The organism is Curtobacterium sp. SORGH_AS_0776, from assembly GCF_031453355.1.
GTDB lineage: Bacteria > Actinomycetota > Actinomycetes > Actinomycetales > Microbacteriaceae > Curtobacterium.
Map to the genome: position 1 here is coordinate 3524888 of NZ_JAVIYU010000001.1, position 25147 is coordinate 3550034.

Consider the following 25147-nt stretch of genomic DNA (forward strand, 5'->3'; position numbering starts at 1 on the left):
GTCGCACCCACGGATCGTGGGACGTCTCGTCCGCCAGCGCGCCTCCCATCCGGACTTTCACCGTCGGTCCCGGAGTTCCACCGGGTCAACCTCTGCCGGGTTCGCACCCGTCATCAGTTCGTGGACTGTCACCACCGGTTCGGACTTGCACCGACCCCGGAGCGCTTGCGTACCGGGAACGATACCCCACGCAGGTGACGGACACGTTGCGCCGGTTCCGTGGGCGTAACCGGACGTCGCGTGACCGCGCTGCGGGCCAGGAGGCGCGGTGCGGCCGACCCCGCGACCCACGTCCGCCACCCGGTCCCGCTGGCCGCGGGGCGGAGGTGCGCCGCGCCTCCCGAACCGTCCGTCGGTCCGTCTGCTCAGCCGCGCCCGCGCGCCAACGCCACCGCCTGCCGGAGCGACAGGTCCGGCAGGTACGCGCGCACCACCGCGATCCCGATCGCCGGCAGCGCGACCGGGTCCGGGTAGGCGAGCACCAGCGGGTGCAGCTCGGGGCCGAACTTCTGCTTGAACCGCAGCAGCGACCGGAACCCGTACACCGGCTCGAGGACCCCGCCGACCAGGTCCAGCAGGCTCTGCACGCCGTCGTTCGCCTGCGGGCCCTCGGCGGCCTGCGCGAGCGGGGCCGCGGACAGGCTGAGTCGCTCGACGCCGTCCTCGCGCATCCGGTCGGCCGCACTCGCGACGAGGAACTCCATCACGCCGTTCGGTGCCGCGGGTGTGCGTCGCATGACGTCGAGCGTCCAGGCGACGACCCGGCCGTCCCGGTACCCCGGCAACCAGCTGGTGACCGCGAGCACCGTGCCCTCGGGGTCCTGCGCGACGAGGGTGCGCACCGCGGGGTCGCGCATCTCGTCGACCCCGCCCAGGGTGAACCCCATCTCGGGCAGCTCGCGCTCGGCGACCCACTCCTCGGAGATCGCCTCGATCTGCCGGGTGGTGGACGCGGGCAGCTGCTGCCAGCTCGACCAGGTCGCGGTGAGGCCCTCGCGCGCCGCCTTGTTCACCGAGGTCCGGACGTCCTGCTTCTTCTTCCCGCTCGTCGTCCACGTCCGGGGGTCGAAGTCGGCGTCCTCGGCCACCGGGAGCGTCGCCCAGCCCTGCGCGGTGAGCACCCCGGCGGTCTCCGCACCGATGCCGTAGAAGACCGCCGTCCAGCCGTTGTCGTCGCACCACCGGGCGAACGCGGTCATCGCCGCCGTGCGGGCGTCGGGCCAGCCGAAGGGCCCGCCGACCGTCACCGCGACGCGGCCGTTGCGGCGGAAGGCGACGCCGGCGCGACCGTCCTCGGCGAACCAGTAGGCGTTGCCCTGCCAGGTCGTCATCCAGCCGAACGCGTCCCCGCCACCGGCGATGAGCAGGGCGCGGGCGCGCTCGCGGTCGGCGTGCGCAGCGTCGGCGTCGGTGTCGGGTTCGACGGCCCCGGTCGGCCGGACGGCGGCGATCGCCACGACCAGCCAGAGCACCGGTCCGCTCAGCCCGAGCACGAGCCGGAGCGCGTGGTCGAGCGACGGGAGCCGGTCCCAGAAGCTCACCGGTGCGAGCGGGCCGAGGGCGGCGAGCGCCAGCCGCAGGGGGTCCTCGACGTGGTGTGCCGAGGACGCGGCGACGACCAGCACCACGCTGACGATGCCGACCGCGGCCGCACCGACGGTGACCGCGAAGGCGACGACGCGGCGCCGGCTGGTGAGCACCGTGAAGGACCGCCGCAGCACGACGAGGACGACCGCGGTCCCGAGCGGGACGACGATCGACGCGACGATGGACACGTCGGTGACGAACTGGTCCTCGAGGCCGTGCTGCGCGACGACGCGCCCCGGGACGAGGCCGTAGGTGATCGCGGCGGCGATCGCCGTCACCGTGTCGACGACGACCACGAGCCACACCGCGAAGCGACTGCCGCGGAAGAGCCCGAGTCCGCCGACGACGAGCACGAGCAGGGGCGCGACGGCGAGCACGAGGGTCCACGGGTCGGTCGCGCGGAAGGACAGGAGCCCGCGGAGGCACTCCCCCGCGACCGCGTCCGCACGGCAGCCCCGCACCGGGGTGACGGGGCCGGCGCCGACGACCGCGGCGATCGGTGCGAGGAGCCCCACCCGCGCGCGGGACACCAGCGCGATGACGGGGCCGACGGCGGACACCAGCACCGCGGTGCCGAGCAGCACCCGGATCTCGCGGTGCGAGCTGCGCACCCAGCCCTGCCGCTTCGGTGTGCGGCGCAGGAGTTCGCCGAGAAGCCACCCGGCGGCCGCGGCGAGGACGGCGGACAGGTCGGAGACGTGCCCGGCGTAGAGCAGGAGGGCGGCGACCACGGCGAGGGCGTTCACCCGGATCCGCCGCCGCCACAGCGTCCCCGCGAAGGCGCTGGCGGTGACGACCGTGCCGACGATGGCGGTCCAGGGGTCGAAGCTCGTCGCCCGGCCGAGCACCATCGGCACGACGCCCCTGCCGTCGAGGTCGACGAGCACGGCGAACGCGGCGATGCCCGTACCGACGACGGTCGTGACCACGAACGCCAGTGCCGTGCGCCAGGACCCCATGAGCCGCTCCGAGGCCCCGACGAGCACGACCACCCCGGCGAGCGTCAGCAGCAGGGCGAGCACGCCGGTCGACGCCGCGAAGACCCGGAACGGACCGAACACGGTCGCGTGCGCTCCGTGTTCCAGCCGGAGCACGAACGCGAGCGTCGAGGTCGCCAGCACGAGCAGGACGATCGCCGTGGTGACCGGGCGGGTGACGACGACCCGGCGGACGGTCGCCACTGCCGATGCGACGCCGCTCACAGCGGTCCGCTCGCGGGGAGCCCGAGGTGCTCGAGCACCGGTGGGAGGCCGTGCGCGAGCACGTAGCGGACGGTGTTCCAGTCGTGCGCCGACCCCGGGGAGACGACCAGCTGCGTGGCGATGCCCTCCCTCGCGGCCGCCGCACGGAGCGTGGCGGTGGACGCCTTGTACGGGGCGTCGTCCCCGCCCACCCCGAACACGACGAGGTGGTCGGCGTACCGGCCGTGGGCGCGCATCTCGGCGACCGGCGTCGCGGCGTCGTAGGCGGAGCGGGAACCGCCGAAGCCGACGGCGATGGTGTGCTGCAGGCTGCCGTTCTTCGGGGCGATCTCGCTCGAGATCGCCAGCGCGGACCCGATGACGTCGGGGTGGGCGGACGAGAACTGCATCGCGCAGGTGGCCCCCTCGGAGAAGCCGAGCACGCCCCAGCCCGTCGGTGCCGTCGCGACCGCGAGGTGCTTCCGGATCCAGTCGACGGTGTCCGTCATGACGTAGGTCTCGCTGCGCCCGAGCCGCCGGGAGTCCACGCACATCGGGTTGCGGTTCGGAGCGCCGAGCTGGTCCGGGGCGACGACGATCGGGGCGAGGCCGTCGTGCGCTGCTGCGTACCGGTCGAGGTAGTGGCCGATGTCGCCGGTCTGGAAGAGGTCGGCCGGTTCGCCGGGTTGCCCGGAGAGTGCGACGAGCACGGGCAGCGCCGGGGCGTTCCGGACCTGCGCGGCCGGCGGGAGCCACACCACGGCCTTCCGGGCGTGGAAGTGCGAGATCGTGCCGGGGATCGTCACGCTGAACGTCTCCCCCTTCTTCGGCATGTCCGCCGGGGCGTGCCAGTCGTGCAGGTCGACGAGCCGCTCGACCGCGGGGTCCCGTTCCGCCAGGGTCCGCGTCTTGTAGGGGTTCGTGGCGATGGCCTGCTCGACGTTCTTGTAGAAGCCGAAGTCGACGTTGATGCCGAGTCCCGCTGCGAGCAGCAGGCTCGCGGCGGCGGCCCCGGCGACCACCCGGCCCGTCCAGCCGCCCTGCACGAGCAGCACGACCAGCAGCAGGATCCCGGCGCACGCCAGGGCGACCCACATCCGGGTCACCGAGGTGAACGCGACACCGAACGCGTCCTGGACGTCGCCGAACCACCAGACGAGCGCCAGCCCGGCGACCGCACCGACGCCGAGGGCGGCGATCCGGACGAGGACGCGGCCGAGCGACCGCGGCCGGGCGAGGAGCGCCCACACGACGAGGACGGCGGCGAGCACGTCGACCGGTACGAGGACGGTCGAGCCCGTGATGGGGATGCGCAGGAGGTCGTGGAGCACGCTCTCATCGTGGCGCTGCCCCGCTGCCGGGCGGCCTCGGAGGCGCTTCTGCTCCGCACAGGTTCGCCATGGTCGGCTCCCAGAGAGCCTTCGGCGTTCGTCCAGCGGACGGCGGACAGTGGGCACGGGTGCGAGGGGCACCGCGGTGCGGTGCCCCTCGAGCCCGTCGGACGTCAGTGCCGCTTGCGCAGCACCAGGGTCCCCGCTCCGGCGAGGAGCAGCAGCAGGGCGATGCCGGCGGGGACGACCGGCGAGGACGCTCCCGTGTAGGCGAGGGCCGGCTGGCTGCTCGACGCAGCCACCGTGCGGACGGCGGCCTGGACGACCGTCGAGGCACCGGCGGTCGTCGCGACGACCGTCGCGGGCCGGGAGGCGCTGGTCGCCACGACTGCACCGGCCCCGGTGGCCGGGGTGGTCACCGAGACGGGCGTGGTGCCGTCGCCGGCGCCGTTCCCGTCGCCGGGGTCGGTGCCGTCACCAGGGGTGGTGCCGTCTCCGGGGTCCGTGCCGTCACCAGGGGTGGTGCCGTCGCCCGGGTCCGTGCCGTCACCGGGGTCGGTGCCGTCACCGGGAGTGGTGCCGCCACCGGGCGTCGTCGTCGAGCTGGTGCCGTCGCCGACGATGCCGATCCCGTTGCCGCCGATGGTGATCGGGAGGCTGATCACGGGTGTGATCTGGCTGCCCGAGAGCAGTCCCCCGTCACCCGAGGTGGAGCCGCCCGTGGTGGGCGTCGTGGTCCCGGTCGCCGGGGCCGTGGAACCGGTGCTCGTGCCGTCCCCGACGAGGCCGATGCCGTTCCCACCGATCGTCACCGGAACCGACACCACCGGGGATACCTGCGTGCCCGAGGCCGTGCCGTCCGACCCGGAGGTCGAACCACCCGCGGCCGGCGTCGTGGTGCCGGCCGCCGGGGCAGCTGCCCCCGCCGAGGTGCCGTCACCGAGCAGCCCGATGCCGTTCCCCGACACCGTCACCGGCACCGAGACCGCACCGAGGATCTGCGTCCCCGAGAGGAGTCCGTCACTGCCGGAGGTCGAACCACCCGCGGCCGGCGTCGTGGTGCCGGCCGCCGGGGCAGCTGCCCCCGCCGAGGTGCCGTCACCGAGCAGCCCGATGCCGTTGCCCGACACCGTCACCGGGACGGAAACCGCACCGAGGATCTGCGTCCCCGAGAGGAGTCCGTCACTGCCGGAGGTCGAACCGCCCGCGGCCGGCGTCGTGGTGCCGGCCGCCGGGGCAGCTGCCCCCGCCGAGGTGCCGTCACCGAGCAGCCCGATACCGTTCCCCGACACCGTCACCGGCACGGACACCACCGGCGCGACCTGCGTGCCCGAGGCCGTGCCGTCCGACCCCGAGGTCGTCGGCGCCGCGGCCGGAGCAGCAGGCGTCGAGGCAGCGGGCGCCGACGCGGCAGGCGTGGCGGCAGCGGACACGGCGTCGCCGCCGACCGCCACCGCGTTGCCCGTGGCGGAGACCGGCGCGGTCACCGCACCGGCGACCTGGGTCCCCGAGGCGATGCCGTCCGACCCGGAGGTCGTCGGCGCCGCCGCGGGCGCAGCAGCAGGGGCCGCCGGAGCAGCCGAAGCTGCCGGAGCCGGTGCCGGTGCGGATGCCGCGGCAGCGTCGCCACCGACCGCGATCGCGTTGCCCGAGATCTGCACGGGCGCCGCGACGTCCGGCACGACCTGCGTCCCCGAGGCGATGCCGTCGGCACCCGACGTGGACGGTGTCGCGGCCGGAGCCGAGGACGACGGTGCGGCCGGGGCCGCGGGCGCTGCCGGACGGGTGACCGACGACACCGCGTCGCCGAGGACCCCGAGTGCGTTGCCGGTCGCGGACACCGGCGCGTCGATCGACGGCGACACCTGTGTGCCCGAGGCGGTGCCGTCCGCTCCGGAGGTCGTCGCCGCGTTCGCCGCGACCGCACCCCCGAGCGTCAGACCGCCGACGAAGAGGGCGAACCAGAGCCCTCTCGAGACGTACTTGTTCATGATCGTTGCTCCCTGATCGAGATGAGATGTGGACCGACCGCGATGGCGGCCGGTGGTGCGTGCCTGCCGTGTCGGACAGGCGCACCGATCTCAGTCAGGGGCGACGTCGTGCTCGCCGACGATGGACGCGGGGACCGCGTCGTCGGCGATGGTGCCGCGTGACCCCGCTGCGAGGGAGACCTGGTCGTCGGAACCGACGATGCCGACGGCTGCTGCCGACCCGGCGGAACCGGCAGCGCTGCCGCCGAGGGAACCGGTGGCGGAACCGTCCGCGGGGCCGCCGAACGTGACGCCGTGGCCCTCGGGGACGAGGAGAGCCCGGCCGCCGAACGTCGCGTCCTGCACGCCGGGTGCGGCGGCGGCGCTCCCGCTTCCGGCGAGCACGGAGGCCCGCTCGGTGGCGACGGCGTCCGTCCGCTCGGCAGCGGTCCCCTGCGCGACGGTTGCCGGCGCGACAGCGCTGGCAGCGCCCGGGGACGTGAGCGACGGTGTCGACGCGACCGGGGCCGTGGACGTGCCGCCCACCGGAGCGGTGGGGAGGCCGACGACGGGATCCGTGCCTCCTGGCAGGACGCCACCGACCGTCGGCGGCAGGCCGGTGAGCACGTCCGGCACCGATCCGACGACCGTGCCGACGCCGCCGAGGGTGTCGTCCACCAGCGCGCTGACCGGGTCGGTCACGGTGCCGAGGGTGTCGTCGCCGAGGACCGTGCCGACGACCGGGAGGCCGCCGACCACCTGGTCGAGCGAGTGCACGACGGTGGTCACGGGGCGAGCGTCGGTGAGGGTCTGGACGGCGCCGGTGACGGGACGGAGGACGGTCGCGACCGTGCCGGTGACGGGCCTGGAGGCGCTGCTCGCCTCCGCCGGTCCGGCCTGCGGTGCTGCGTGGGTCGCGCTGGTCGCTGCGGGTGCCGCCGCGGGGGCGGTCGCGGGCTGCGCTGCCGGTGCTGCGGGGGCAGTCGGGGCGGGCGCGGTGCGTGCCGGTGTGGACGGTGCCGGAGCGGCGCTCGACGGCTGCGTGTGGGCCGGAGCGGCGCTCGACGGGCGGGTCGGCGCCGGAGCTGCGGGGGCCGGCGCCGCCGGGGCCGCGGGTGCCGGGTGCGCTGCCGGGGCGCTCGGTGCGGGCGCGGCCGGAGCTGCCGGAGCGGCGGGGACGACGGCCTTCCGGACCGGGGCGACGACGCCGTCGACGACGTGCCCGACCCCACCGGCGACGCCCTGGACGGTGTCGCCGAGGCCGTCGACGACCCCGCCGACCAGCCCGCGCTGCTGCGACGGGTGGGTCTGCAGCGTCTGCTGGGCGGGCGCGGGGGCCGCCGCGGCCGGACGAGCGCCGAGCACCAACGAGAGCAGCACGAGGGCAGCGGCGATGCCGACGCCGAACACGACGTACCGGATCATCGCGCGCCAGGGTGCGCGCAACGGCTGGTCCATGCGCTCACCTCCTGATCTCGGCTGCGCACGTAGAGTGGTTGTCCGGCAATGTACGCCGCTCCGTTCCGGAACGCACCATGTTTCGGAAGAAATCGTCAGGAAAGGCCGGTCTTGGTCTCGATCTTCAACGCCCCGACGCGCAACCTGGACGTCGTCACCCTGCACGAGATCCTGCGACTCCGGCAGGACGTGTTCGTGGTGGAGCAGGCAGCCGCCTACCCGGACATCGACGGGCGCGACCTCGAGCCCGGCACGCTGCAGTTCTGGGCGGGGCAAGGTTCGGTCGACGCCACGCTCCGGCTCCTCCGCGAGGACGACGGCACCGAGCGCATCGGCCGCGTCGCCACGGCGAAGGCCGCCAGGGGGCAGGGGCTGTCGTCGCTGCTGATGGAGGCCGCGATCGCCGAGGCACGCTCCCCGCGCATCGCGATCGACGCCCAGGCGCACCTCGAGCAGTGGTACGCCCGGTTCGGGTTCGTGCGCTCGGGCGAGGACTTCAACGAGGACGGGATCCCCCACCTCCCGATGACCCGCACGCGCTGAGTCAGGCCCGCCAGCGCCGGAGCTCGTCGAACGACCGCCCCTGCTGTGCACGGTCGGCGACGAGCCGTTCGAACACGATGTTCGTCTGCGTCGTCGCCACCGAGGGGTCGCCGCTGAGCTCGTCGGCCACGAAGTCGCGGAGCTGCTCGGTGGACGTGCACGCGATGTGCACGAGGAAGTCCTTGTCGCCGGCCAGGAACGACACGTCCTGCACGACGGGCACCCCGAGCAGCCGCTTCGCGAAGTCGCGGAGCTCGTGGCGTGCTGCGGCGTGCACCCGGACCGAGACCATCGCCTCGATCGCGAAGCCGAGCCGTGCGACGTCCACGTCGGCCCGGTAGCCACGGATGATCCCGGCGTCCTCGAGTGCGCGGACGCGCGTCAGGCACGTCGACGGGGCGATGCCGACCGCAGCGGCGAGGCGGTTGTTCGGGATCCGGGCGTCGGCGGCGAGGGTCCAGAGGATCCGCTCGTCGACCTCGTCGAGGCGCGGCGCGGGATCGGGGCGACGGACGTGGCGATCGGACACGGCTCGACGCTACCGCGGACGCGCCCGGACCCGTGTTCTCCTCACCGTGTGACCGTTCCGGTTCGCGATCCCCGGCATCCGCGAACCAGAACCGTCACGCGCCGGACGGAACCTGCTCGTCGCCGGCGGTCCTGGGAACCCGCCGAGCATGCGCGTCGCAGGCGTGACGACTCCCGTCTCCGACGCGTCACCCTGGTGGGTGCGGACGACCGCGCTCGAGGAACAGGAGACACCATGAGCACCGACTACGACGACACCACGACCGGCAAGCCGTCCTTCCGTGACACCGTCACCGCCGGGCTCGTGCAGAAGGCGCTCGAGCCGGTGCTCCGCGCCGTCCGCGACGAGGTCGCATCGGCACGACGCGAGATCGGCGACCGCGTCAACGGCGCGAAGACGGGCCTCGTGCTCACCGGCGTCGCGGTGGCGTTCGCGTTGACGACCCTCGTCCTGCTCGCCGGGTTCGTGGTGGTGCTGCTCGCGCTCGCGCTCCCGCTCTGGGCCGCGACCGGCATCACGCTCGTCGTGTTCGGCGTCGTCACCGCGGTCCTCGCGGCCGTCGGCATCGCCGGCATCCGTCGGGGTGTGCCGCCGGTGCCGTCCGACACGATCCACGAGGTGCAGGAGCGCGTGGCGAACCGCTGACTACATCGCGAGCGTCATGCCGACGACGGCGACCGTCATCGCGAAGACCTCGCCGCTCCGGACGGCACGCCGGTCCTCTCGTGCCCACTCGTGGCGGAGCAGCCACCCGCTGAACGCGGCGTAGCCGATCACTCCGGCGCCGAGCACCGCGGTCAGGGCGATGCCGTGGCCGGCGTGTCCGTCGGCGATGCCCGTGGCGTGCCCCATCAGGAGCATCCCGGACATCACGACCGCGGACAGCGCCCGGTGGACGTCCATCGGCTCAGCGCGGCGACCGTCGGCGCGGCGCCGCCGCATGACGGGCAGCGGCGCGAGGAGCAGGAGCACGGTGGCGGCGAAGAGCGTCCACACCGCTCCGGCGTGCACGACGGGCATGAGCATCGCGACGAGCATCACCGCCGCGGGGACGATCACGCCCGGGCGAGGCCGGTACCGGTCCCCCACGATGCAGCACACCGACGCGAACTGCGGCACGACGAGCATGGCGTCGGCGACGGTCTCGTGCACGGGGTGTCCTCGGGCGGCGGGGTGGTGCGGGTCGGGTCAGTCCTCGGTGCGGCCAGCGGCCTTCGCGGCACGCTCCTGCTTCACGCGGGCGTTCTCGGCGTGCACCGCGGCCTGGGTCGCGCGCTCGCGGACGAGCCACTCGGGCTTCTGCTCGAGCAGCGTCTTGATCTCCGCCGTGGTGAGCGGTTCGTCGATGCCCGCACGGGTCAGCCCCGAGATCGACACGCCGAGCTTCTGCGCCACGACGGGTCGCGGGTGCGGTCCGTCGCGACGGAGGTCCTCGAGCCAGGTCGGGGGTTCCGTGCGGAGTTCGTCGAACGCGGTCCGGCTGATCGGCGCGTCCCGGAAGGTCTCCGGGGCGGCCGCCAGCAGGATGCCGAGCTTCTTCGCGGCCGTCTCGGGCTTCATGGTCTGTTCCTGCGCCATGGACACAAGGGTACGGCCCCTATGCTCGGTTGCATGACCGCGGCACTCACCATCGCCTTCGTGCCGGGGGTGTCCCCCGCGAAGTGGGCCCGCGTCTGGCGCGAGCGCTTCCCCACGACCGAGCTCCGACTCCGCCCGATCGGAGCGGACGAGGTCGACGACGCACTCGCCGGCGAGGCCGACATGGTGTTCGCCCGGGTCCCCGTCTCCGACGCGCACAACGCCATCCCGCTCTGGACCGAGACCGCCGTCGTCGCGATGCCGAAGGACTCCCCGCTCGCGGACCTCGCCGAGGTCGACCTCGCCGCGACGGACGTGCACGTCGTCGACCCCGGCCCGGTCCCGGACGACGTCGACGCCACGCTCGACCTGGTCGAGGCGAACGTCGGCGTGGCCGTCCTCCCCCAGTCCCTCTTCCGTGCCGCGAGCCGCAAGGAGCTCGTCAGCCGCACGCTCGCCGGCTCGCCCGGCACCCGGATCGTGCTCGTCTGGCGTTCCGAGGACGCCACCGAGACCACCGAGGAGTTCATCGGCGTGGTCCGCGGGCGCACCGCGAACAGTTCGCGGGGCGACCAGGACCAGCCAGGAGGCGCGGCTCCCGACCCGAAGGACGGGTCGCGTCCGGCGAAGGGCGGCGGCAAGGCCGCACCGTCGAACGCGAAGACGGTCGCCAAGCGCGGCGCCACCAAGGGCACCGGAGGCAAGAGCGGCGGCGGGAAGAACTCGACCGGTCGCGGGCGTGTGCAGCGCGGCATGAAGGGCAAGCCGAAGCGCGGGTCGAAGGGCAACCGGTGACGGACACGCACCTCGTCGCGATGCCGGCCGAGCGACTGCCCGGGTGGCTCGACCGCACGATGGCGGAGTACGTCGAGTCACGCATCCGGGCGGGCGAGACGCGGGAGCGCGCCGAGGCGAACAAGCAGCAGTCCCTCGACAAGTGGTTCCCCGACGGCACGCCGCTGCCCGAGCACTTCGTCTGGGACGTCCTCGACGGTGCCGACGCCGTGGTCGGGTACCTCTGGATCGGCCCGTTCGCACCGGGCAGCACCGACTGGTGGGTGTTCGACGTCGAGATCGACGAGCCGCACCGACGCAGGGGGCACGCCCGCCGAGCACTCGAGCAGGCGCACGAGGTCGCCCGAGCGAACGGCGCCCGGACCATCGGCCTGAACGTGTTCGGGTACAACACGGGCGCGCAGGACCTCTACGAGCGACTCGGCTACGGCGTCACCGCGACGCAGATGCAGCTTCCGCTCGTCTGACTCAGCGCATCACGGCCGCGGCCGCCCGCGCCACCCGGTCACCACGTGCCGCTTCCGCTGCGGCACGCGCCTCGGTCACGATCCGGGTGTCCGCCCGGACGGCCGAACCCGCGTCGAACGGCGGCTGCGGGTCGTACTCGATCTGGAGCTGGATCGCCTCGGCTGCAGGCTGCCCCGCCAGCTCGGCCGCGAGCCAGAGCGCCATGTCGATGCCGGCGCTCACCCCGGCCGCGGTGACGACGGCCCCGTCGTCCACGACACGATCGTCGACCGGCTGCGCGCCGAACGCCGCGAGCATCGGCTTCGACGCCCAGTGCGTCGTCGCGCGCTTGCCGGCGAGCAACCCCGCCGCGCCGATGACGAACGCGCCGGTGCACACGGAGGTCACCCAGGTGGCGCGCTCGGCCTCGCGCCGGACGAACGCGATCACCGCGGGGTCGAGCATCGCGTCGAAGGCGCCGTCGCCGCCGGGGACGACGAGCACGTCGGCCGGGCTGGCGTCCGCGATGGTGGTGGTCGGCACGAGGGACAGCCCGCAGTCGCTCGGTACCGGGTCGAGCGTCGCCGCGACGTACTCGACGCGGGCTCCCGGGACGCGGGACAGCACCTGCGCCGGCCCGGTCAGGTCGAGCTGCGTCAGGCCGGGGAACAACAGGAACGCGATCCGGATCTCGGCCGGGTCGTGCTCGGGAGTGCCGGCACCGGGGTCGTCGGACGGCTCGGGCGTCGGCACCTCGGCGTCGAGGGGCACCTCCACCACCTCGGCCTCGACCGGGTGGACGGGGCGGACGCGTGGGTTCTCGGAGCTCATGCCGCGACCCTAGCCCTGCACCGTCGGCACCGTCGGGGTCAGCTCCAGACGCCGGAGGTCCCCCGGCGGTGGCTGCCGACGAGGTGCGTGTCGACGATGCCGAGCGCCTCCATCAGCGCGTACATCGTGGTGGGCCCGACGAAGGCGAAGCCCCGCTTCCGGAGTGCCTTCGACAGTGCGACGGACTCATCCGACTTCGTCGGGACGTCGGCGTACGTGACCGGCTCGGGCGTCGTCGCCGGCCGGAACGACCACACGAAGTCGGACAGGCCGCCGTCCTCGCGCAGGGCGATCGTGGCGTTCGCGTTGGTGATCGTCGCGAGGATCTTCGCCCGGTTCCGCACGATGCCGGCGTCGGCCATGAGCCGTGCGACGTCGTCCTCGCCGAACGCCGCGACCGTGTCGGCGTCGAAGTCCGCGAACGCTGCCCGGAACGCCGGACGCTTCGCGAGGATCGTCCGCCACGACAGCCCGGACTGGAACGCCTCGAGCGACAGGCGTTCGAACACTCCGCGCTCGTCGCGCACGGGCATGCCCCACTCTGTGTCGTAGTAGTCGCGCAACAGCTCGTCACTCGATGCCCACACGGGCCGGGCGAGGCCGTCGTCACCCACGACGAGGTCGGACGGGGCAGCGGCGACGGACTCGGAGCTCATGGCACCATCCTGGCCGTCGCCGCCGACACCCGTCGTCGCTCACTCGGCGGGCGGACCGTCCTGCGCTGCCTGCGGGTCCATCCACACGTACTCCCAGCGGTGCCCGTCGGGGTCGACGAAGCTCCGCTGGTACATGAACCCGAGGTCCATCTCGGGGCGGTCCTCGGAGCCGCCGGCGGCGACCGCTGCGTCGACGATCCGGTGCACCTCGTCCTTGGAGTCGGCGCTGAGCGAGTTGATGACCTCGATCGTGTCGGCGTCGGCGATGGTCTTCGTGGTGAACTCCGCGAACTTGGCGTGGGTGAGCACCATGACGTAGATCGTGTCGCTCACCACGACGCACGCCGCGGTGTCGTCGCTGAACGCCGGGTTGATCGAGTAGCCGAGGGCCTCGTAGAACGCCTTCGAGCGCTCGAGGTCGACGACGGGCAGGTTGATGAAGACCATCGTGTCCATGGGGAGGATCCTTTCGTCGTGCTCAACCTGGCGCGCCCGGGGACGGAGCGCAACCGTTTCACCGGCGAAGCAACCGGTACGCAATATACTGGCTCGATGCACCGCGCGTACGTCGACGAGTCCGAACCCGGCGGCGGTCGCGACCACACCGCGTACGTGATGGCCGCCGCGGTCGTCGATGATCGCCACGCAGATCCCGCGCGGGACGCAGTTCGTGCCGCCACCCCGAAACGCATGCGGAAGTTGCACTGGTACGAAGCCACAGACGGACAGCGCCTCACCTGGATCGGGTTGCTCGTGCACACCGCCGCACTCGTCGTGGTGCTCTACGACGGCGCACCAGCACGCGCAGAGCGACGCCGCCGGCGATGCCTCGAACGCCTGGTGTGGGAACTCGAACGCCGCGAGGTGCACGTCCTCGCGCTCGAGTCTCGGGGGTCGGCGCGCGACTCGAGCGACGCGTCGGTGCTCGAATCACTTCGTGCCCGAGGAGTCGGGCACACCTTGCGGTACGAGCACGTTCGCGGCGCCGACGAACCGCTGCTCGGGCTTGCAGACACAGCGTGTGGCGCTCACCTGCACGGGATGATCCCCGCTGCGACGCCGCACACGGTCATCGCCGTCAGCTGACCGGCCGCGTCCGTCGAAACCTGGCCCCGATGGCGCAAAACCCCGGTCCCGCGCTGACTGCAGGATGCTCCGGGGCTCACTTCCGATCGAGCAGCACCCGATCGACATATCAATACTAGGACCGCCGCCGAACTGCCGTCAACCGGCACCGAGACGGACGGGAGGCGCGATGCCAGCCGGCACCGCGCCTCCCGTCCGTCGGTCAGTTCAGCTGGTCACGCGAGGTCGCGGCCTTCGCCGGCCGCCTTCTGGTGCTCTTTGGCCTCGGCCTGGCCGATGATGTCCTCCGCCGGGACGGGGTTCAGCCGATCCCAGAGGAAGAAGAGCAGCCCGCCGACGAGCATCGACAGCCCGACCCACAGGTTGATGTGGATGCCACCGGTCTTCTCGGGGTCGGTGTTCCAGTGCACGATGCCGACGATGGTCACGATGACGCCGTACAGGACGAACAGGCCACCGAGGATGCGACGCAGGTCGAGTCGGCGGGTGGAGCGGACGAGGGCGGCCTTCTGCTCCTCGGTCATGGCGGTGTTGGTGTCGCTCATGGGAGATCTCCTTCGCGGTTCTTCGCGGGCCTAGAGGAACGGGAGGTACAGGACGACGCACAGGATCAGTGCGACGGTGCCGAGCAGCGCCGGGGAGCGGTACCAGGCGGTGTCGGTCGCGACGGAGTCGCTGTGCAGGTCGATCTTGCCGACGCCGTACACCAGCCCGCCGAGCTCCTTCTCGTCCTTCGGCTTCGTGACCATCGACACGACGAACCCGACGACGAGCACGGTGACGAACGAGATGATCGCGCCGTAGAGGGTCTCGGCGGTCGCGGTGGCGAACAGGTCCGGGTTGACGAGGTACGCGATCCACGTGATCGTCGGCGTCACGATGCCGAGGATGTAGCCCCACAGCGCACCGGCGGTGGTCATCCGCTTCCAGAGCAGCCCGAGGATGAACACGGCGAACAGCGGCGCGTTGAAGAACGAGAACAGCGTCTGCATGTACGTCATGATGTTCGACGCCTGCGCGGCGATGAACGCGGTCGCGATGCCGACGAGCACGCCGACGACGGTGACCCAGCGCCCGGTCTTCAGGTAGTGCACGTCGGGCATGTTCGGCTTGATGTAGCGCTGCCAGATGTCGTACGTGAAGACGGTGTTGAACGACGACACGTTCGCCGCCATACCGGCCATGAACGAGGCGAGGAGCCCCGTGACCGCGACGCCGAGCACACCGGTCGGCAGGTACATCTGGATGAGCTTCGGGATCGCGTCGTTGTAGTCGAGGGCACCCGAGGCGAACTGGTTGCCCACGACGGCCGCGGCGATGAGGCCGGGGATGACGACGATCGCCGGGATGAAGAGCTTCGGGATCGCGGCGATGAGCGGGGTGCGGCGGGCGGCGGACATGTTCTTCGCCGAGAACGCGCGCTGCACCTCGGTGAAGTTCGTCGTCCAGTAGCCGAAGCCGAGGACGAACCCGAGGCCGAGCACGATCGCGAGCCAGTTCGCACCGATCGGGTTCGTGACGTCGCCGAAGCCGGTGCCGGCCCACGCCTGCAGGTGCTGCACGCCCTGGGTCTCGGTGATGGCCTTCGAGAGGCCGCTCCAGCCACCGACACGGTGCAGACCGACGATCGTCAGCGGGATGAGGCCGGCGATGATCACGAAGAACTGCATGACCTCGTTGTAGATCGCGCTGGAGAGCCCGCCGAGGGTGATGTAGACGAGGACGAAGCCCGCGGACACGATGATCGCGAGCCACTCCGGCCAGCCGAGCATCGCCTCGATGACGATGGCCATGGCGTAGAGGTTGATGCCAGCGATGAGCACGTTCGACACCGCGAACGCGATCGAGTTCACCAGGTGCGGGGCCTTGCCGAAGCGGCGGAGCATGAACTCCGGCACGCTCCGGACCTTGGACCCGTAGTAGAAGGGCATCATCACGAGCCCGAGGAACACCATGGCCGGCACGGCACCGACCAGGTAGTAGTGCAGGGTCGCCATGCCGATCTGGGCACCGTTGGCGGCCATGCCGAGGATCTCGGTCGCGCCGAGGTTCGCGGACACGAACGCGAGGCCCGTGATCCACGCGGGCATCGAGCGGCCCGACAGGAAGAAGTCCATGCTCGTCCGGACCTGCTTCCGGGCGGTGAAACCGATCCCGATGACGACCGCGAAGTACACGATGATCATCAGGTAGTCGACCCAGCCCAGATCGAGCCGGATCCCGTTGTTCGCTGCAGCGAGAACCATTCAAACTCCACGTCAGTGTGTTGCGATCGACAACTCCGCCGACCCGGACGGGAACGTTACACCGAATTGTGACCGTTCACATAGCCGAGGTATGCATCGCACCCGCAATGCGACTGCGGGCGCTCGGTAGGCTCCTGGCATGACCGAGCAGCCGCGCATCCTCGTCCTCAACGGCCCGAACCTCGACATCCTCGGACGGCGCGACCCGGACCAGTACGGCACGGTGACGCTCGCCGAGATCGAGGCGATCGTGCACACCGAGGCCGCGGTGCACGAGCTCGAGGCGGACTTCCGGCAGACGAACCGCGAGGGCGAGCTCGTCGAGTGGCTGCACGAGGCACTCGACGACTTCGTGGGCGTGGTGATCAACCCCGCCGCCTACGCGCACACCTCGGTCGCGCTGCACGACGCGGTCGAGGCGCTGTCGGTACCGGTCGTCGAGGTGCACCTCTCGAACACGTGGAAGCGGGAGCCGTTCCGGCACGTCGACCACGTCGCGACGGCCGCGACGGCCGTCATCGCCGGCGCCGGCGCGGACGGCTACCGCCTGGCGGTCGCGCACGTCGCGTCCCTGCTCGGCTGAGTCGGGTCCAGGAGGCGCGGGTCGGGCCCGCACCGCGCCTCCCGTCCCACGCGCCCGCGCCCGCGCCCGGCCGGCGTGCGCCGAGTCTCGCGCCCGCGGACACTTTCGCGGCCGACGGACCACGGAAGTGTCCGCGGAGCCGAGACTCGCCGCGCGACGGGCTCCGGGTCAGAAGTCGGCGGGGCGCCGGACGTCGGTGGTGGCAGCGGTGGCGAAGCCCCCGCGGATGATCGGGAGCGCCCGCTGCACGGCCTGGTCGATGCGGAGCTCGAGGTCGACGTTCGCGATGTCGTAGCCACCCTCGCGCTTGGCGAAGTCCCGCTCGTTGCCGAAGACGCCGATCGGCAGCGTCGTCGACTGGAAGAAGCCGAACAGGGGCCGCATCTGGTGCTCGACGAGCAGGGCGTGCCGATCGCTCCCGCCGGTCGCGGTGAGCAGCACCGGGGTGTCGACGAGGTCGTACTGCCCGATCCAGTCGAAGAAGAGCTTGAACGCACCGGAGTACGCGGCGCGGAACGCCGGGCTGCCGACGACGAGGACGTCCGCCGCCTCGACCGTCTCGAGCGCGCGTCGCGTGCGGTCCGACATCGCCTCGCGGGACGGTGCCGCGCCGAGATCGGCGAGCAGCGGCCCGATCTCGACGGTCTCGGTGCGGGCGTCGTCGATCTCCTGTCCGAGGCGCGCCACCGTCGCAGCCACCAGCGTGGACGTCCGCGAGGGGTCCGAGGGGCTGCCACTGACGCCGACGACGAGTTCTCCGCTCATGTGCTCGATGCTCACACGCCTGGACGCCCGTCGGTCGGCGTGTGACGGCATGTGTCGGGTTCCAGCGCCGCCGCGTACCGTCCGCGCCATGCAGACGTTCTTGCCGTACCCGGACTTCCGCGCCTCGGCCGAGGTGCTCGACGACCGGCGGCTCGGCAAGCAACGGGTCGAGACGCTGCAGGTGATGCGGGCACTGACGCTGCCGGACTACGGCTGGCAGCACCACCCCGTCGTGGCGATGTGGCGCGGGTACCGACCGGCACTGATGGCGTACCAGCAGGCCACGTGCCGCGCCTGGACCGAGCGCGGGTACGCCGACACCTGCCTGGAGAAGACGCTCGCCGACCTCGCGCTCGTCCCCGAGGACCTCGACGCGTACGAGCGGGCCGACTACCCGGTGCCGTCGTGGAACGCGGACCCCGCCGTGCACCGCTCGCACCGGTCGAAGCTCGTGCAGAAGGCGCCGGAGCACTACCGGCCGCTGTTCCCCGACGTGCCGGACGACCTCGACTACGTCTGGCCGGGGACGGTCGCGCCGGTGCCGCGCTGACGACGCGTCCTCCTCGTCGCCTCAGGCGATCGGGGTCCAGCGACCGCCGTCACGGCGGGTGACCGCGACGGACCGCACCTCGGCTGTCGCTCGCAGCCCGGTGGCCGCGTGCTCGGCGACGGCTCCGGCCACGTCGTCCGACGGCGACTCGAACCGGACCACTGCGCACGGGACACCGCCGAGCAGTCGGACATCCCGCGCCTCGACCACCACGAGCTCGGCGACGAGCCGTGCGGCCTCGGGGAGCACGGCGTCCGGGGTGGCGCCGGGTGCGAGCGCTCCGACGGCGAGGGTCACACGGTAGGAGGGCACGGCCCCACGCTAGTGCGAGCGCCCGGGCTCGTGGGCGCGGAGCAGCGCACCGGGACCCGCCGTGGGCACAGGGGGTTCGGGCATCGCACAGGGGAAGCGACGCCCGCGCCCACGACGGGTCACAGGTGCTGCGGAGCACGACGAATCAGGGGGTGTCGTGCCCCGCGCCGGACGCAGGTCAGGGAACCTGGTCCGGCTCGTCGCACCGGCGAGTCCGCAGGGGTCGGACTCGACGGTGCTGGTCCTCAAGGGTGTTCGGTGTCCTCTCGGTACCGGTCCGTCTCGGTCGGTGCGGGCATCGACCGTCGGGCCGCGGCGGGTCGGACCATGGGGAGCAGGGCACTCCCGATGGTCGCCAGTGCTCCGACGACGGCGATGAGCCCGAGCGGGGCGGTGCCGAGGTCGTGCTGCGCGGCCAGGACGAGCGCGAGGACGGTCGCGGGTGCGGGGAGGAGCTGGACCGCCCGGAAGTGGTCCTCCTGCCGGACCCGAGTCGTCATCGCGTTTGCCATGTGAACACTCTGGCGCACTTCGCCGGTCCGCAAAAGGGGGGACACGACCCCACTCATGGAGTAGAACGTCTAGTACACCCTTGGTGGGTGTCAGGCGAGGGCGCGGACGGTCGCGACGGCTGCGGCGACGGCTTCGACGACCACCGGGACGTCCGCCGCGGTCAGGCCGGCGTCGAACGTCAGACGCAGCGCCGTCCGGGCGACCTCGTCGGACAGGCCGAGCGCCGTGAGCACGTGCGAGGCCTCGGTGCTGCCGGCAGCGCAGGCGCTCCCGGACGACGACACGACGTCGCGCTCCTCGAGCTCGAGCAGGACCGTCTCGCCGTTCACCCCGGGGAAGCAGAACGACGCGTGGCCGGGCAGCCGCGACGTCCGCGACCCGGTGACGAACGCCCCGGGCACCGACCGGAGCACCCCGTCGAGCACGGCGGCCCGGGTGGCGGTCGCGGTCCGGGCCGCGTCGTCCCGGTCCGCGGCGACGAGCGCGAAGGCCGTGGCGACGCCGACGGCACCCGCGACGTCCTCGGTGCCGGAGCGTCTCCCCCGCTCCTGTCCCCCACCGTGCAGCAGCGGTTCGAGCGCCACGCCGGACCGGACGGCGAGCACGCCGGTGCCCTTCGGTGCGCCGAGCTTGTGCCCGGACACCGACACCGCGTCGACGCCGAGCACGTCGAGCCCGACCGGGAGCCACGGCGCCGACTGGACGGCGTCGGTGTGGAACCGGGCCCCGACGGCGTGGGCGACCGCGGCGAGCGCCGGCACGTCCTGCACCGTGCCGATCTCGTTGTCGGCGTGCGCGATCGAGACGAGGGTGGTGTCGGGGCGGAGCGCCGCCGCGAGGACGTCCGGGTCGACGACCCCGTCGCGGTCGACCGGCAGGACCGTGACGTCGAACCCGTGGAACCGTTCGAGGTACCGGCAGCTCTCGAGCACCGCCTCGTGCTCGATCGCGCTGGTGACGACGTGGCGACCGCGGGGGGACGCCAGGGCGATGCCCTTCACCGCGGTGTTCGCACCCTCGGTCCCGCCGGTGGTGAACACGATCTCGGCCGGGCGGCACCCGAGGACCGCGGCGACGGTGGCGCGGGCGTCGGCGAGACCCCGGGCTGCGGCGTCGCCGACCCCGTGCGTGGAGGACGGGTTGCCGAACGTCCCGGTGAGGTACGGCCACATCGCCTCGAGCACCTCGCGGCGCACGGGCGTCGTGGCCGCGCGGTCCAGGTAGAACACGTCAGACGCCGGTGCCGACGGCCACGTCGACGTCGAGCCCGAGGTCGAGCGCCCGCGCCGAGTGGGTGAGCGCCCCGACGGAGATCACGTCGACCCCGGTGGCGGCGATCGCGGCGACCGTGTCGAGGGACACCCCGCCGGAGGCCTCGACGAGGGCTCGCCCGGCGACGACCTGGATGCCGGCCTCGAGCTGGTCGGTGGTGAAGTTGTCGAGCATGATCGTGTCGACGCCGGCCGCCACGACGGGCTCGATCTGGTCGATGCGGTCCACCTCGACCTCGAGGTGGACGGTGTGCCCGAGCCGCTCGCGGGCCGCGGCGATCGCGTCCCCGATGCCGATCCCGCCCGCGAGGAGCACGGCGAGGTGGTTGTCCTTCGCGAGCACGGCGTCGGACAGCGAGGTCCGGTGGTTGTGCCCGCCGCCGCACCGCACGGCGTACCGCTCCAGGGCCCGCAGACCGGGCGTCGTCTTGCGGGTGTCGACGATCCGGGCACGGGTGCCGGCCACGGCCGCCACGTAGGTCGCGGTCGCCGTGGCGATGCCGGACATCCGCTGCGCCAGGTTCAGTGCGACGCGCTCGGCACGGAGGACCGACCGGGCGGGACCGCTCACGGTCGCGAGGACGTCGCCCGCGGTGAAGCGGCTGCCGTCCGGCACGTGCAGGACCGCGTCGATCGTCGGGTCGACCGCGTGCATCACGGCGACGAACACGTCGCCGCCGCTGAGGACGCCGGGCTCGCGCGCCGCCAGGGTCGCGGTCGCCGTGGCGTCTGCGGGGATGAGCGTCTCGCTCGTGACGTCGCCCCAGGGGGCGTCCTCCTCGAGCGCGGTGTCGATGACGCGTCGGAGGGCGTGCGGGGGGATCGTGCCGGGGTCGACGGTCATGCGGGTACCTCCTGCGGGACGGCGGTGTGCTGGGCGACCCACGCGGTCGACGCGGGGGCTGTGGGATCGGTGTCGGGGTGGTCGGTGCGGGCGTGGGCACCGCGGGACTCGGTCCGGGCCTCGGCGGCGAGCGCCGTGACCCGGGCGAGGTCGAGCAGTGCCCGGTCCTCGAGGTCGCGGACGCCGGTCGGCCCTGGCACGACGAGGGCGGACAGGTCGCGTCGTGCGCTCGCGAGACCGCTCGCGTCGCGGAGGAGCCCGACCCGGTCCGTCATGACGGACTGGACCGCCTGGCGGACGTCGGCGTCGCCGGTGGGTCGAGCCGCGCCTCCTGGGAGCAGGGGACGGGAGGCGCGGATCGCGTCGGTCACACTCGGCACGCTGGTGACGGGGAGACCCGCGTCGCCGCGCAGGCGGAGTCTGCCGGGTCGCGGCACGTCGAGCGCGTCCGCTGCGCGGACCGCGAAGACGAGTCCTTCGAGCAGCGAGTTCGACGCGAGCCGGTTGGCGCCGTGGACGCCCGTGCAGGCGACCTCGCCGATCGCGAGGAGGCCGGGCAGGCTCGTCCGTCCCTCGGCGTCGGTGGCGACCCCGCCCATCGAGTAGTGCGCGGCCGGGGAGACGGGGACGCCCTCGCGGGTCCAGTCGAAGCCGGCGGACCGGGTGGCGCGGGTGAGCCCGGGGAAGCGCCGGACGAGGAAGGCGGGGTCGAGGCCGGTCGCGTCGAGGAGCACGGGCTCTCCGTCCTGCTCCCGGACGGCGGCCGCGATGCCCCGGGCGACGACGTCGCGGGGGGCGAGCTCGGCGTCGGGGTGGACGTCCACCATGAAGCGGTGCCCTCGTGCGTCACGGAGCACCGCTCCCTCGCCACGGACCGCCTCGGAGACGAGCCCGCCGCCGGGGACCGCGAGGCGGGTCGGGTGGAACTGCACGAACTCCAGGTCGGCCAGCACGGCACCGGCACGCCAGGCGGCTGCCTGCCCGTCGCCCGTCGCGACGAGCGGGTTGGTGGTCTCGCGGAACAGGTGTCCGGCGCCACCGGACGCGAGCACGACGGCGTCCGCGTCGATCCGCCGGGGTTCGCCGAGGAGGTCGAGGACGTCGACCCCGACGACCGAGCCGTCCCGGACCACGAGGTCGACGAGGCAGGTCCGTTCGAGGATCGTGACGTGCCGGCGGTGCAGGGCGGCGATGAGGGTGCGCTCGATGGCGGCCCCGGTCGCGTCGCCGTCCGCGTGCACGACGCGCCACCGGCCGTGCGCTGCCTCGCGCCCGCGGGCCAGGTCGTCGCCGTACCGGTCGAGGCTCGTCGGGTCGGTGGTGCGGTCGAAGGGGACGCCGAGCGACAGCAGGTCCCGCACCCGCGCGGGGCCGTCGGTGCAGAGCACCTCGACGGCGCGGGCGTCGGCGCTGCCCGCTGCCGCCACGTGGGTGTCCGCCTGGTGGAGCGACGCGGAGTCGTCGGCGCCGAGCGCGACGGCGACGCCTCCCTGCGCGTACGCCGTCGCGCCGTCGGCGAGCGCGCCCTTCGTCACCAGGGTGACGTCGTGACGGGCACTCGCGCGGATCGCTGCGGTGAGTCCGGCGACGCCGGAGCCGACGATGACGACGTGCACGGTCAGACCGTGGGTCGGGCGGCGAGCATGCGCTCGAGTGCGACCTTGGCGTCGGCCTGGACGTCCGCCGGCACGACGATCTCGTTGAGGACCTCGCCGCGCACGAGCGCCTCGAGGACCCAGGCGAGGTAGCCGGGGTGGATGCGGTACATCGTCGAGCAGGGGCACACCACCGGGTCGAGGCAGAAGATCGTGTGCTGCGGGTACTCGGCGGCGAGCCGGTTCACCATGTTGATCTCGGTGCCGATCGCGAACGTGGTCGGTTCGGTGGCGGCTGCGACGGTCTTCCGGATGAGGTCGGTGCTGCCGGCGTGGTCGGCGGCGTCGACGACGGCCATCGGGCACTCGGGGTGCACGATGACCTGCACGCCGGGGTGCTCGCGGCGGGCCTGGTCGATCTGGTCGACGGTGAAGCGGCGGTGCACCGAGCAGAAGCCGTGCCAGAGGACGACCCTGGCGTCCTGCAGGGTCTGCTCGTCGTTGCCGCCGAGGGGCTTCCGCGGGTTCCACATCGGCATGAGGTCGGTGCTGATGCCCATCGCCTTGGCGGTGTTCCGGCCGAGGTGCTGGTCGGGGAAGAAGAGCACGCGCTGCCCGCGCTCGAACGCCCACTCGAGGACGGTCGCGGCGTTCGACGACGTGCACACGATGCCGCCGTGCCGCCCGCAGAACGCCTTGAGGTCGGCGGCGGAGTTCATGTACGTGACGGGGATGACCGGCACGCGGCCGTCGGCGTCGGGCTCGGTGCCGTAGACCTGCTCGAGCTCGGCCCACGCCGCCTCGACGCTGTCGATGTCGGCCATGTCGGCCATCGAGCAGCCCGCGGCGAGGTTCGGCAGGATCACGCGCTGGTCGTCGCGGGCGAGGATGTCCGCGGTCTCGGCCATGAAGTGCACGCCGCAGAACACGATGGCCTCGGCGTCGGGCTTGGTCAGCGCGGCGTTCGCGAGCTGGAACGAGTCGCCGAGGAAGTCCGCGTGCCGCACGACCTCGTCGCGCTGGTAGAAGTGCCCGAGGACCACGACGCGGTCGCCGAGGATGGCCTTCGCCCGCTCGATGCGTTCGTGCAGCTCGTCGTCCGGGGCGTTCCGGTACTCGTCCGGGATGACGCCCTGCCGGGGCGCCGAGGTCGGGATGACGTCCGACATCGACGAGCCGGGGCCGTAGCCGGGCCGGGAGTCGAAGTCCCACGTCGGCAACGCCAGGTCGGGCGTGCAGGTGCTGCCGGCGGCCTGACCGTTGGAGATCAGTTCGATGGTGGTGGCGATGGACACGGGTGTTCCTTCGGTTCTACGGCTTCTTGCCCTGCTGCAGCGGACCGTTGTCCGCGTAGGCCAGGTCGGGGTTCGAGCGGTACAGCCGGGCCGGCCGGTGCCGGCCCCCGCTCGTGGTCTCGTCCGTCGGCAGGATCGCGTCGGTCTTCTCGACCTGGCGACGGAAGTTCGCGGGGTCGAGCGCACGCCCGAGCACCGCCTCGTACACCCCGCGGAGTTCGGCGAGGGTGAACCGGTCCCCCAGGAACGCCTGGGCGATCCGGGAGTACGACATCTTGTTGCGGAGCCGCCAGAGCGCGTACGCGACGATCCGGTCGTGGTCGAAGGCGAGCGGCGGGTGTTCGTCGGCGAGGAACCACCGCACGTTCCAGTCGTCGGGGACCGAACTCGCCTCGTCCGGGTGGACGAGGGCCCAGTACACGATCGACACGACGCGGCTCGGCGAGCGGTCGACGTCACCGAAGGCGTAGAGCTGCTCGAGGTAGCGCGGCTGGACGTTGGTGGTCTCGCGGAGGCGGGCCGCGGCAGAGTCCTCGAGTCCTTCGTCCGGCCGTACCCAACCGCCGGGGAGCGCCCACGCCCCCTCGTACGGTTCGGCCACCCGACGCACGAGCGGCATCCACAGCGCCGGCGCCCCGGTGTCCGGGTGCGGGCGCAGCGCCACGATCACGGTGGAGACCGCGACGCGGATGGGGAGCTCGGGAGTAAGTGTCATGATGACTCGAAGTGTTCGGGTTGGGATGACACTATCACCGGGTTTCACGAGACGGAAACAGCGTCGAAAACTCCTGGTCGGACCGCGCGCCTACATTGAGCCGCATGACTACGGTGACGAGGATGCACGCCGTCGTGTCGGGGACGGTCCAGGGGGTCGGTTTCCGGTACTGGACCGCACGGAAGGCCGACGGGCTCGAACTCGCCGGGTACGCCCGCAACCTGTTCGACGGCACGGTCGAGGTCGAGGCCGAGGGTCCGGCCCCCGCGGTCGACGCCCTGATGACGTTCATCCGGACCGGCCCGCCGTCCGCCGAGGTCACCGACGTGACCTGCCGCGCGGTGGTGCCGCACGGCGACGTCGACGGCTTCGCGATCCTGCACTGACCCGGTCGCCGCCCGACGTCGACGGATGTCGGACCGAAGCGGAATAATCGAATCCACTCAGGCGGTTGCCCTGTCTGCGC

28 protein-coding genes and 1 riboswitch are annotated in these 25147 nt (G+C 72.8%); of the genes, 8 read left to right on the forward strand and 20 right to left on the reverse strand.

The features are described 5' to 3' along the window. Positions 1-33: 33 nt before the first annotated feature. Positions 34-168, reverse strand: a riboswitch (FMN riboswitch). Positions 169-365: 197 nt separating this feature from the next. From QE359_RS17155 to QE359_RS17170, 4 genes are all read right to left on the reverse strand, one after another. Continuing rightward, on the reverse strand, positions 366-2789 hold the full coding sequence (locus QE359_RS17155; RefSeq protein ID WP_309780062.1) for a DUF2156 domain-containing protein: 2424 nt from the start codon (positions 2787-2789) through the stop codon (positions 366-368). Then, positions 2786-4099 carry an alpha/beta hydrolase-fold protein gene (locus tag QE359_RS17160; protein ID WP_309780063.1) on the reverse strand — a complete coding sequence of 438 codons (1314 nt, stop codon included), beginning with the start codon at positions 4097-4099 and terminating at the stop codon, positions 2786-2788. Before QE359_RS17160 ends, QE359_RS17155 begins: the two co-directional genes overlap by 4 nt. 173 nt (positions 4100-4272) lie before the next feature. After that, positions 4273-6090 (reverse strand): chaplin family protein, encoded by a 1818-nt coding sequence (locus QE359_RS17165; RefSeq protein WP_309780064.1) that lies wholly within the window; start codon positions 6088-6090, stop codon positions 4273-4275. Positions 6091-6180: 90 nt separating this feature from the next. Then, positions 6181-7527 carry a hypothetical protein gene (locus tag QE359_RS17170; RefSeq protein WP_309780065.1) on the reverse strand — a complete coding sequence of 449 codons (1347 nt, stop codon included), beginning with the start codon at positions 7525-7527 and terminating at the stop codon, positions 6181-6183. A 111-nt stretch (positions 7528-7638) separates the two neighbouring features. Between QE359_RS17170 and QE359_RS17175 the strand changes: the two genes are divergently transcribed. Continuing rightward, positions 7639-8070 (forward strand): GNAT family N-acetyltransferase, encoded by a 432-nt coding sequence (locus QE359_RS17175; protein ID WP_070418328.1) that lies wholly within the window; start codon positions 7639-7641, stop codon positions 8068-8070. A 1-nt stretch (position 8071) separates the two neighbouring features. On the opposite strand, the gene QE359_RS17180 is transcribed toward QE359_RS17175, so the two are convergent. Beyond that, positions 8072-8599 carry an Lrp/AsnC family transcriptional regulator gene (locus QE359_RS17180; RefSeq protein ID WP_309780066.1) on the reverse strand — a complete coding sequence of 176 codons (528 nt, stop codon included), beginning with the start codon at positions 8597-8599 and terminating at the stop codon, positions 8072-8074. A gap of 234 nt (positions 8600-8833) precedes the next feature. Between QE359_RS17180 and QE359_RS17185 the strand changes: the two genes are divergently transcribed. Further along, positions 8834-9244, forward strand: a complete 411-nt coding sequence (locus QE359_RS17185) for a phage holin family protein (protein ID WP_309780067.1) — start codon at positions 8834-8836, stop codon at positions 9242-9244. Here the strand turns inward: QE359_RS17185 and QE359_RS17190 are convergent, their stop codons facing one another. After that, the gene (locus QE359_RS17190; RefSeq protein WP_309780068.1) at positions 9245-9751 is read right to left on the reverse strand and encodes a hypothetical protein; all 507 of its coding nucleotides are present in this window, start codon (positions 9749-9751) and stop codon (positions 9245-9247) included. A 36-nt stretch (positions 9752-9787) separates the two neighbouring features. After that, positions 9788-10177 (reverse strand): DUF5997 family protein, encoded by a 390-nt coding sequence (locus QE359_RS17195; protein ID WP_070418322.1) that lies wholly within the window; start codon positions 10175-10177, stop codon positions 9788-9790. A 33-nt stretch (positions 10178-10210) separates the two neighbouring features. On the opposite strand from QE359_RS17195, the gene QE359_RS17200 reads away from it, so the two are divergent. Together QE359_RS17200 and QE359_RS17205 are read left to right on the forward strand one after the other, a co-directional pair. After that, entirely contained in the window at positions 10211-10972 is a 762-nt protein-coding gene (locus QE359_RS17200; protein WP_309780069.1) for a LysR family transcriptional regulator substrate-binding protein, read from the forward strand. Next, entirely contained in the window at positions 10969-11439 is a 471-nt protein-coding gene (locus QE359_RS17205; protein WP_309780070.1) for a GNAT family N-acetyltransferase, read from the forward strand. Before QE359_RS17200 ends, QE359_RS17205 begins: the two co-directional genes overlap by 4 nt. Before the next feature lies 1 nt (position 11440). Here the strand turns inward: QE359_RS17205 and QE359_RS17210 are convergent, their stop codons facing one another. The 3 genes from QE359_RS17210 to QE359_RS17220 are packed head-to-tail and all read right to left on the reverse strand — an operon-like array spanning position 11441 to position 13362. After that, positions 11441-12250 (reverse strand): DJ-1/PfpI family protein, encoded by an 810-nt coding sequence (locus QE359_RS17210; protein WP_229086308.1) that lies wholly within the window; start codon positions 12248-12250, stop codon positions 11441-11443. 38 nt (positions 12251-12288) lie between these two features. Then, positions 12289-12906: a DNA-3-methyladenine glycosylase I gene (locus QE359_RS17215; RefSeq protein ID WP_309780071.1), complete on the reverse strand. Its 618-nt coding sequence runs from the start codon at positions 12904-12906 to the stop codon at positions 12289-12291. A 39-nt stretch (positions 12907-12945) separates the two neighbouring features. Beyond that, positions 12946-13362 (reverse strand): VOC family protein, encoded by a 417-nt coding sequence (locus tag QE359_RS17220; protein ID WP_309780072.1) that lies wholly within the window; start codon positions 13360-13362, stop codon positions 12946-12948. Between the two features lie 96 nt (positions 13363-13458). Between QE359_RS17220 and QE359_RS17225 the strand changes: the two genes are divergently transcribed. Further along, positions 13459-13992 (forward strand): DUF3800 domain-containing protein, encoded by a 534-nt coding sequence (locus QE359_RS17225; RefSeq protein ID WP_309780073.1) that lies wholly within the window; start codon positions 13459-13461, stop codon positions 13990-13992. A 215-nt stretch (positions 13993-14207) separates the two neighbouring features. On the opposite strand, the gene QE359_RS17230 is transcribed toward QE359_RS17225, so the two are convergent. Then, on the reverse strand, positions 14208-14537 hold the full coding sequence (locus QE359_RS17230) for a hypothetical protein (RefSeq protein ID WP_309780074.1): 330 nt from the start codon (positions 14535-14537) through the stop codon (positions 14208-14210). A 30-nt stretch (positions 14538-14567) separates the two neighbouring features. Then, a complete protein-coding gene (locus tag QE359_RS17235; RefSeq protein ID WP_071294544.1) occupies positions 14568-16238 on the reverse strand; it encodes a sodium:solute symporter family protein in 1671 nt (556 codons plus the stop codon). A 139-nt stretch (positions 16239-16377) separates the two neighbouring features. Between QE359_RS17235 and aroQ the strand changes: the two genes are divergently transcribed. Then, complete coding sequence (gene aroQ, locus QE359_RS17240) at positions 16378-16821, forward strand: type II 3-dehydroquinate dehydratase (protein ID WP_070418316.1); 444 nt, start codon at positions 16378-16380, stop codon at positions 16819-16821. A gap of 168 nt (positions 16822-16989) precedes the next feature. Here the strand turns inward: aroQ and QE359_RS17245 are convergent, their stop codons facing one another. Beyond that, positions 16990-17586 (reverse strand): NAD(P)H-dependent oxidoreductase, encoded by a 597-nt coding sequence (locus QE359_RS17245; protein ID WP_309780075.1) that lies wholly within the window; start codon positions 17584-17586, stop codon positions 16990-16992. 88 nt (positions 17587-17674) lie between these two features. Between QE359_RS17245 and QE359_RS17250 the strand changes: the two genes are divergently transcribed. Then, positions 17675-18136, forward strand: a complete 462-nt coding sequence (locus QE359_RS17250; RefSeq protein WP_261647219.1) for an MSMEG_6728 family protein — start codon at positions 17675-17677, stop codon at positions 18134-18136. Positions 18137-18157: 21 nt separating this feature from the next. Here the strand turns inward: QE359_RS17250 and QE359_RS17255 are convergent, their stop codons facing one another. The 7 genes from QE359_RS17255 to QE359_RS17285 form a co-directional block, all read right to left on the reverse strand. Next, complete coding sequence (locus tag QE359_RS17255; protein ID WP_309780077.1) at positions 18158-18448, reverse strand: hypothetical protein; 291 nt, start codon at positions 18446-18448, stop codon at positions 18158-18160. Between the two features lie 245 nt (positions 18449-18693). Continuing rightward, positions 18694-18960: a hypothetical protein gene (locus QE359_RS17260; protein ID WP_070418313.1), complete on the reverse strand. Its 267-nt coding sequence runs from the start codon at positions 18958-18960 to the stop codon at positions 18694-18696. Between the two features lie 90 nt (positions 18961-19050). Then, on the reverse strand, positions 19051-20190 hold the full coding sequence (locus QE359_RS17265) for a cysteine desulfurase family protein (RefSeq protein WP_309780078.1): 1140 nt from the start codon (positions 20188-20190) through the stop codon (positions 19051-19053). Between the two features lies 1 nt (position 20191). After that, on the reverse strand, positions 20192-21076 hold the full coding sequence (gene nadC / locus QE359_RS17270; protein WP_309780079.1) for a carboxylating nicotinate-nucleotide diphosphorylase: 885 nt from the start codon (positions 21074-21076) through the stop codon (positions 20192-20194). Continuing rightward, positions 21073-22692 carry an L-aspartate oxidase gene (gene nadB, locus QE359_RS17275; RefSeq protein WP_309780081.1) on the reverse strand — a complete coding sequence of 540 codons (1620 nt, stop codon included), beginning with the start codon at positions 22690-22692 and terminating at the stop codon, positions 21073-21075. Before nadB ends, nadC begins: the two co-directional genes overlap by 4 nt. Positions 22693-22694: 2 nt before the next feature. Further along, positions 22695-23966 carry a quinolinate synthase NadA gene (nadA, locus tag QE359_RS17280; RefSeq protein ID WP_309780082.1) on the reverse strand — a complete coding sequence of 424 codons (1272 nt, stop codon included), beginning with the start codon at positions 23964-23966 and terminating at the stop codon, positions 22695-22697. 16 nt (positions 23967-23982) lie between these two features. Further along, the gene (locus tag QE359_RS17285; RefSeq protein ID WP_309780083.1) at positions 23983-24681 is read right to left on the reverse strand and encodes an NrtR DNA-binding winged helix domain-containing protein; all 699 of its coding nucleotides are present in this window, start codon (positions 24679-24681) and stop codon (positions 23983-23985) included. 122 nt (positions 24682-24803) lie between these two features. Here QE359_RS17285 and QE359_RS17290 point away from each other — a divergent pair, with 122 nt between their 5' ends. Then, a complete protein-coding gene (locus tag QE359_RS17290; protein WP_083403155.1) occupies positions 24804-25067 on the forward strand; it encodes an acylphosphatase in 264 nt (87 codons plus the stop codon). Positions 25068-25147: the final 80 nt, after the last annotated feature.

Bases quoted from the DNA above. Each gene is read 5' to 3' on its own strand.
- QE359_RS17285 (WP_309780083.1), bottom strand. From the start codon at position 24,681: ATGACACTTACTCCCGAGCTCCCCATCCGCGTCGCGGTCTCCACCGTG.
- QE359_RS17235 (WP_071294544.1), bottom strand. From the start codon at position 16,238: ATGGTTCTCGCTGCAGCGAACAACGGGATCCGGCTCGATCTGGGCTGG.
- QE359_RS17195 (WP_070418322.1), bottom strand. From the start codon at position 10,177: ATGGCGCAGGAACAGACCATGAAGCCCGAGACGGCCGCGAAGAAGCTC.
- QE359_RS17200 (WP_309780069.1), top strand. From the start codon at position 10,211: ATGACCGCGGCACTCACCATCGCCTTCGTGCCGGGGGTGTCCCCCGCG.
- nadC (WP_309780079.1), bottom strand. From the start codon at position 21,076: ATGACCGTCGACCCCGGCACGATCCCCCCGCACGCCCTCCGACGCGTC.
- QE359_RS17185 (WP_309780067.1), top strand. From the start codon at position 8,834: ATGAGCACCGACTACGACGACACCACGACCGGCAAGCCGTCCTTCCGT.
- QE359_RS17250 (WP_261647219.1), top strand. From the start codon at position 17,675: ATGCAGACGTTCTTGCCGTACCCGGACTTCCGCGCCTCGGCCGAGGTG.
- QE359_RS17210 (WP_229086308.1), bottom strand. From the start codon at position 12,250: ATGAGCTCCGAGAACCCACGCGTCCGCCCCGTCCACCCGGTCGAGGCC.
- QE359_RS17245 (WP_309780075.1), bottom strand. From the start codon at position 17,586: ATGAGCGGAGAACTCGTCGTCGGCGTCAGTGGCAGCCCCTCGGACCCC.
- QE359_RS17215 (WP_309780071.1), bottom strand. From the start codon at position 12,906: ATGAGCTCCGAGTCCGTCGCCGCTGCCCCGTCCGACCTCGTCGTGGGT.
- QE359_RS17230 (WP_309780074.1), bottom strand. From the start codon at position 14,537: ATGAGCGACACCAACACCGCCATGACCGAGGAGCAGAAGGCCGCCCTC.
- QE359_RS17165 (WP_309780064.1), bottom strand. From the start codon at position 6,090: ATGAACAAGTACGTCTCGAGAGGGCTCTGGTTCGCCCTCTTCGTCGGC.
- QE359_RS17220 (WP_309780072.1), bottom strand. From the start codon at position 13,362: ATGGACACGATGGTCTTCATCAACCTGCCCGTCGTCGACCTCGAGCGC.
- QE359_RS17225 (WP_309780073.1), top strand. From the start codon at position 13,459: ATGCACCGCGCGTACGTCGACGAGTCCGAACCCGGCGGCGGTCGCGAC.
- QE359_RS17290 (WP_083403155.1), top strand. From the start codon at position 24,804: ATGCACGCCGTCGTGTCGGGGACGGTCCAGGGGGTCGGTTTCCGGTAC.
- aroQ (WP_070418316.1), top strand. From the start codon at position 16,378: ATGACCGAGCAGCCGCGCATCCTCGTCCTCAACGGCCCGAACCTCGAC.
- QE359_RS17170 (WP_309780065.1), bottom strand. From the start codon at position 7,527: ATGGACCAGCCGTTGCGCGCACCCTGGCGCGCGATGATCCGGTACGTC.
- QE359_RS17260 (WP_070418313.1), bottom strand. From the start codon at position 18,960: ATGGCAAACGCGATGACGACTCGGGTCCGGCAGGAGGACCACTTCCGG.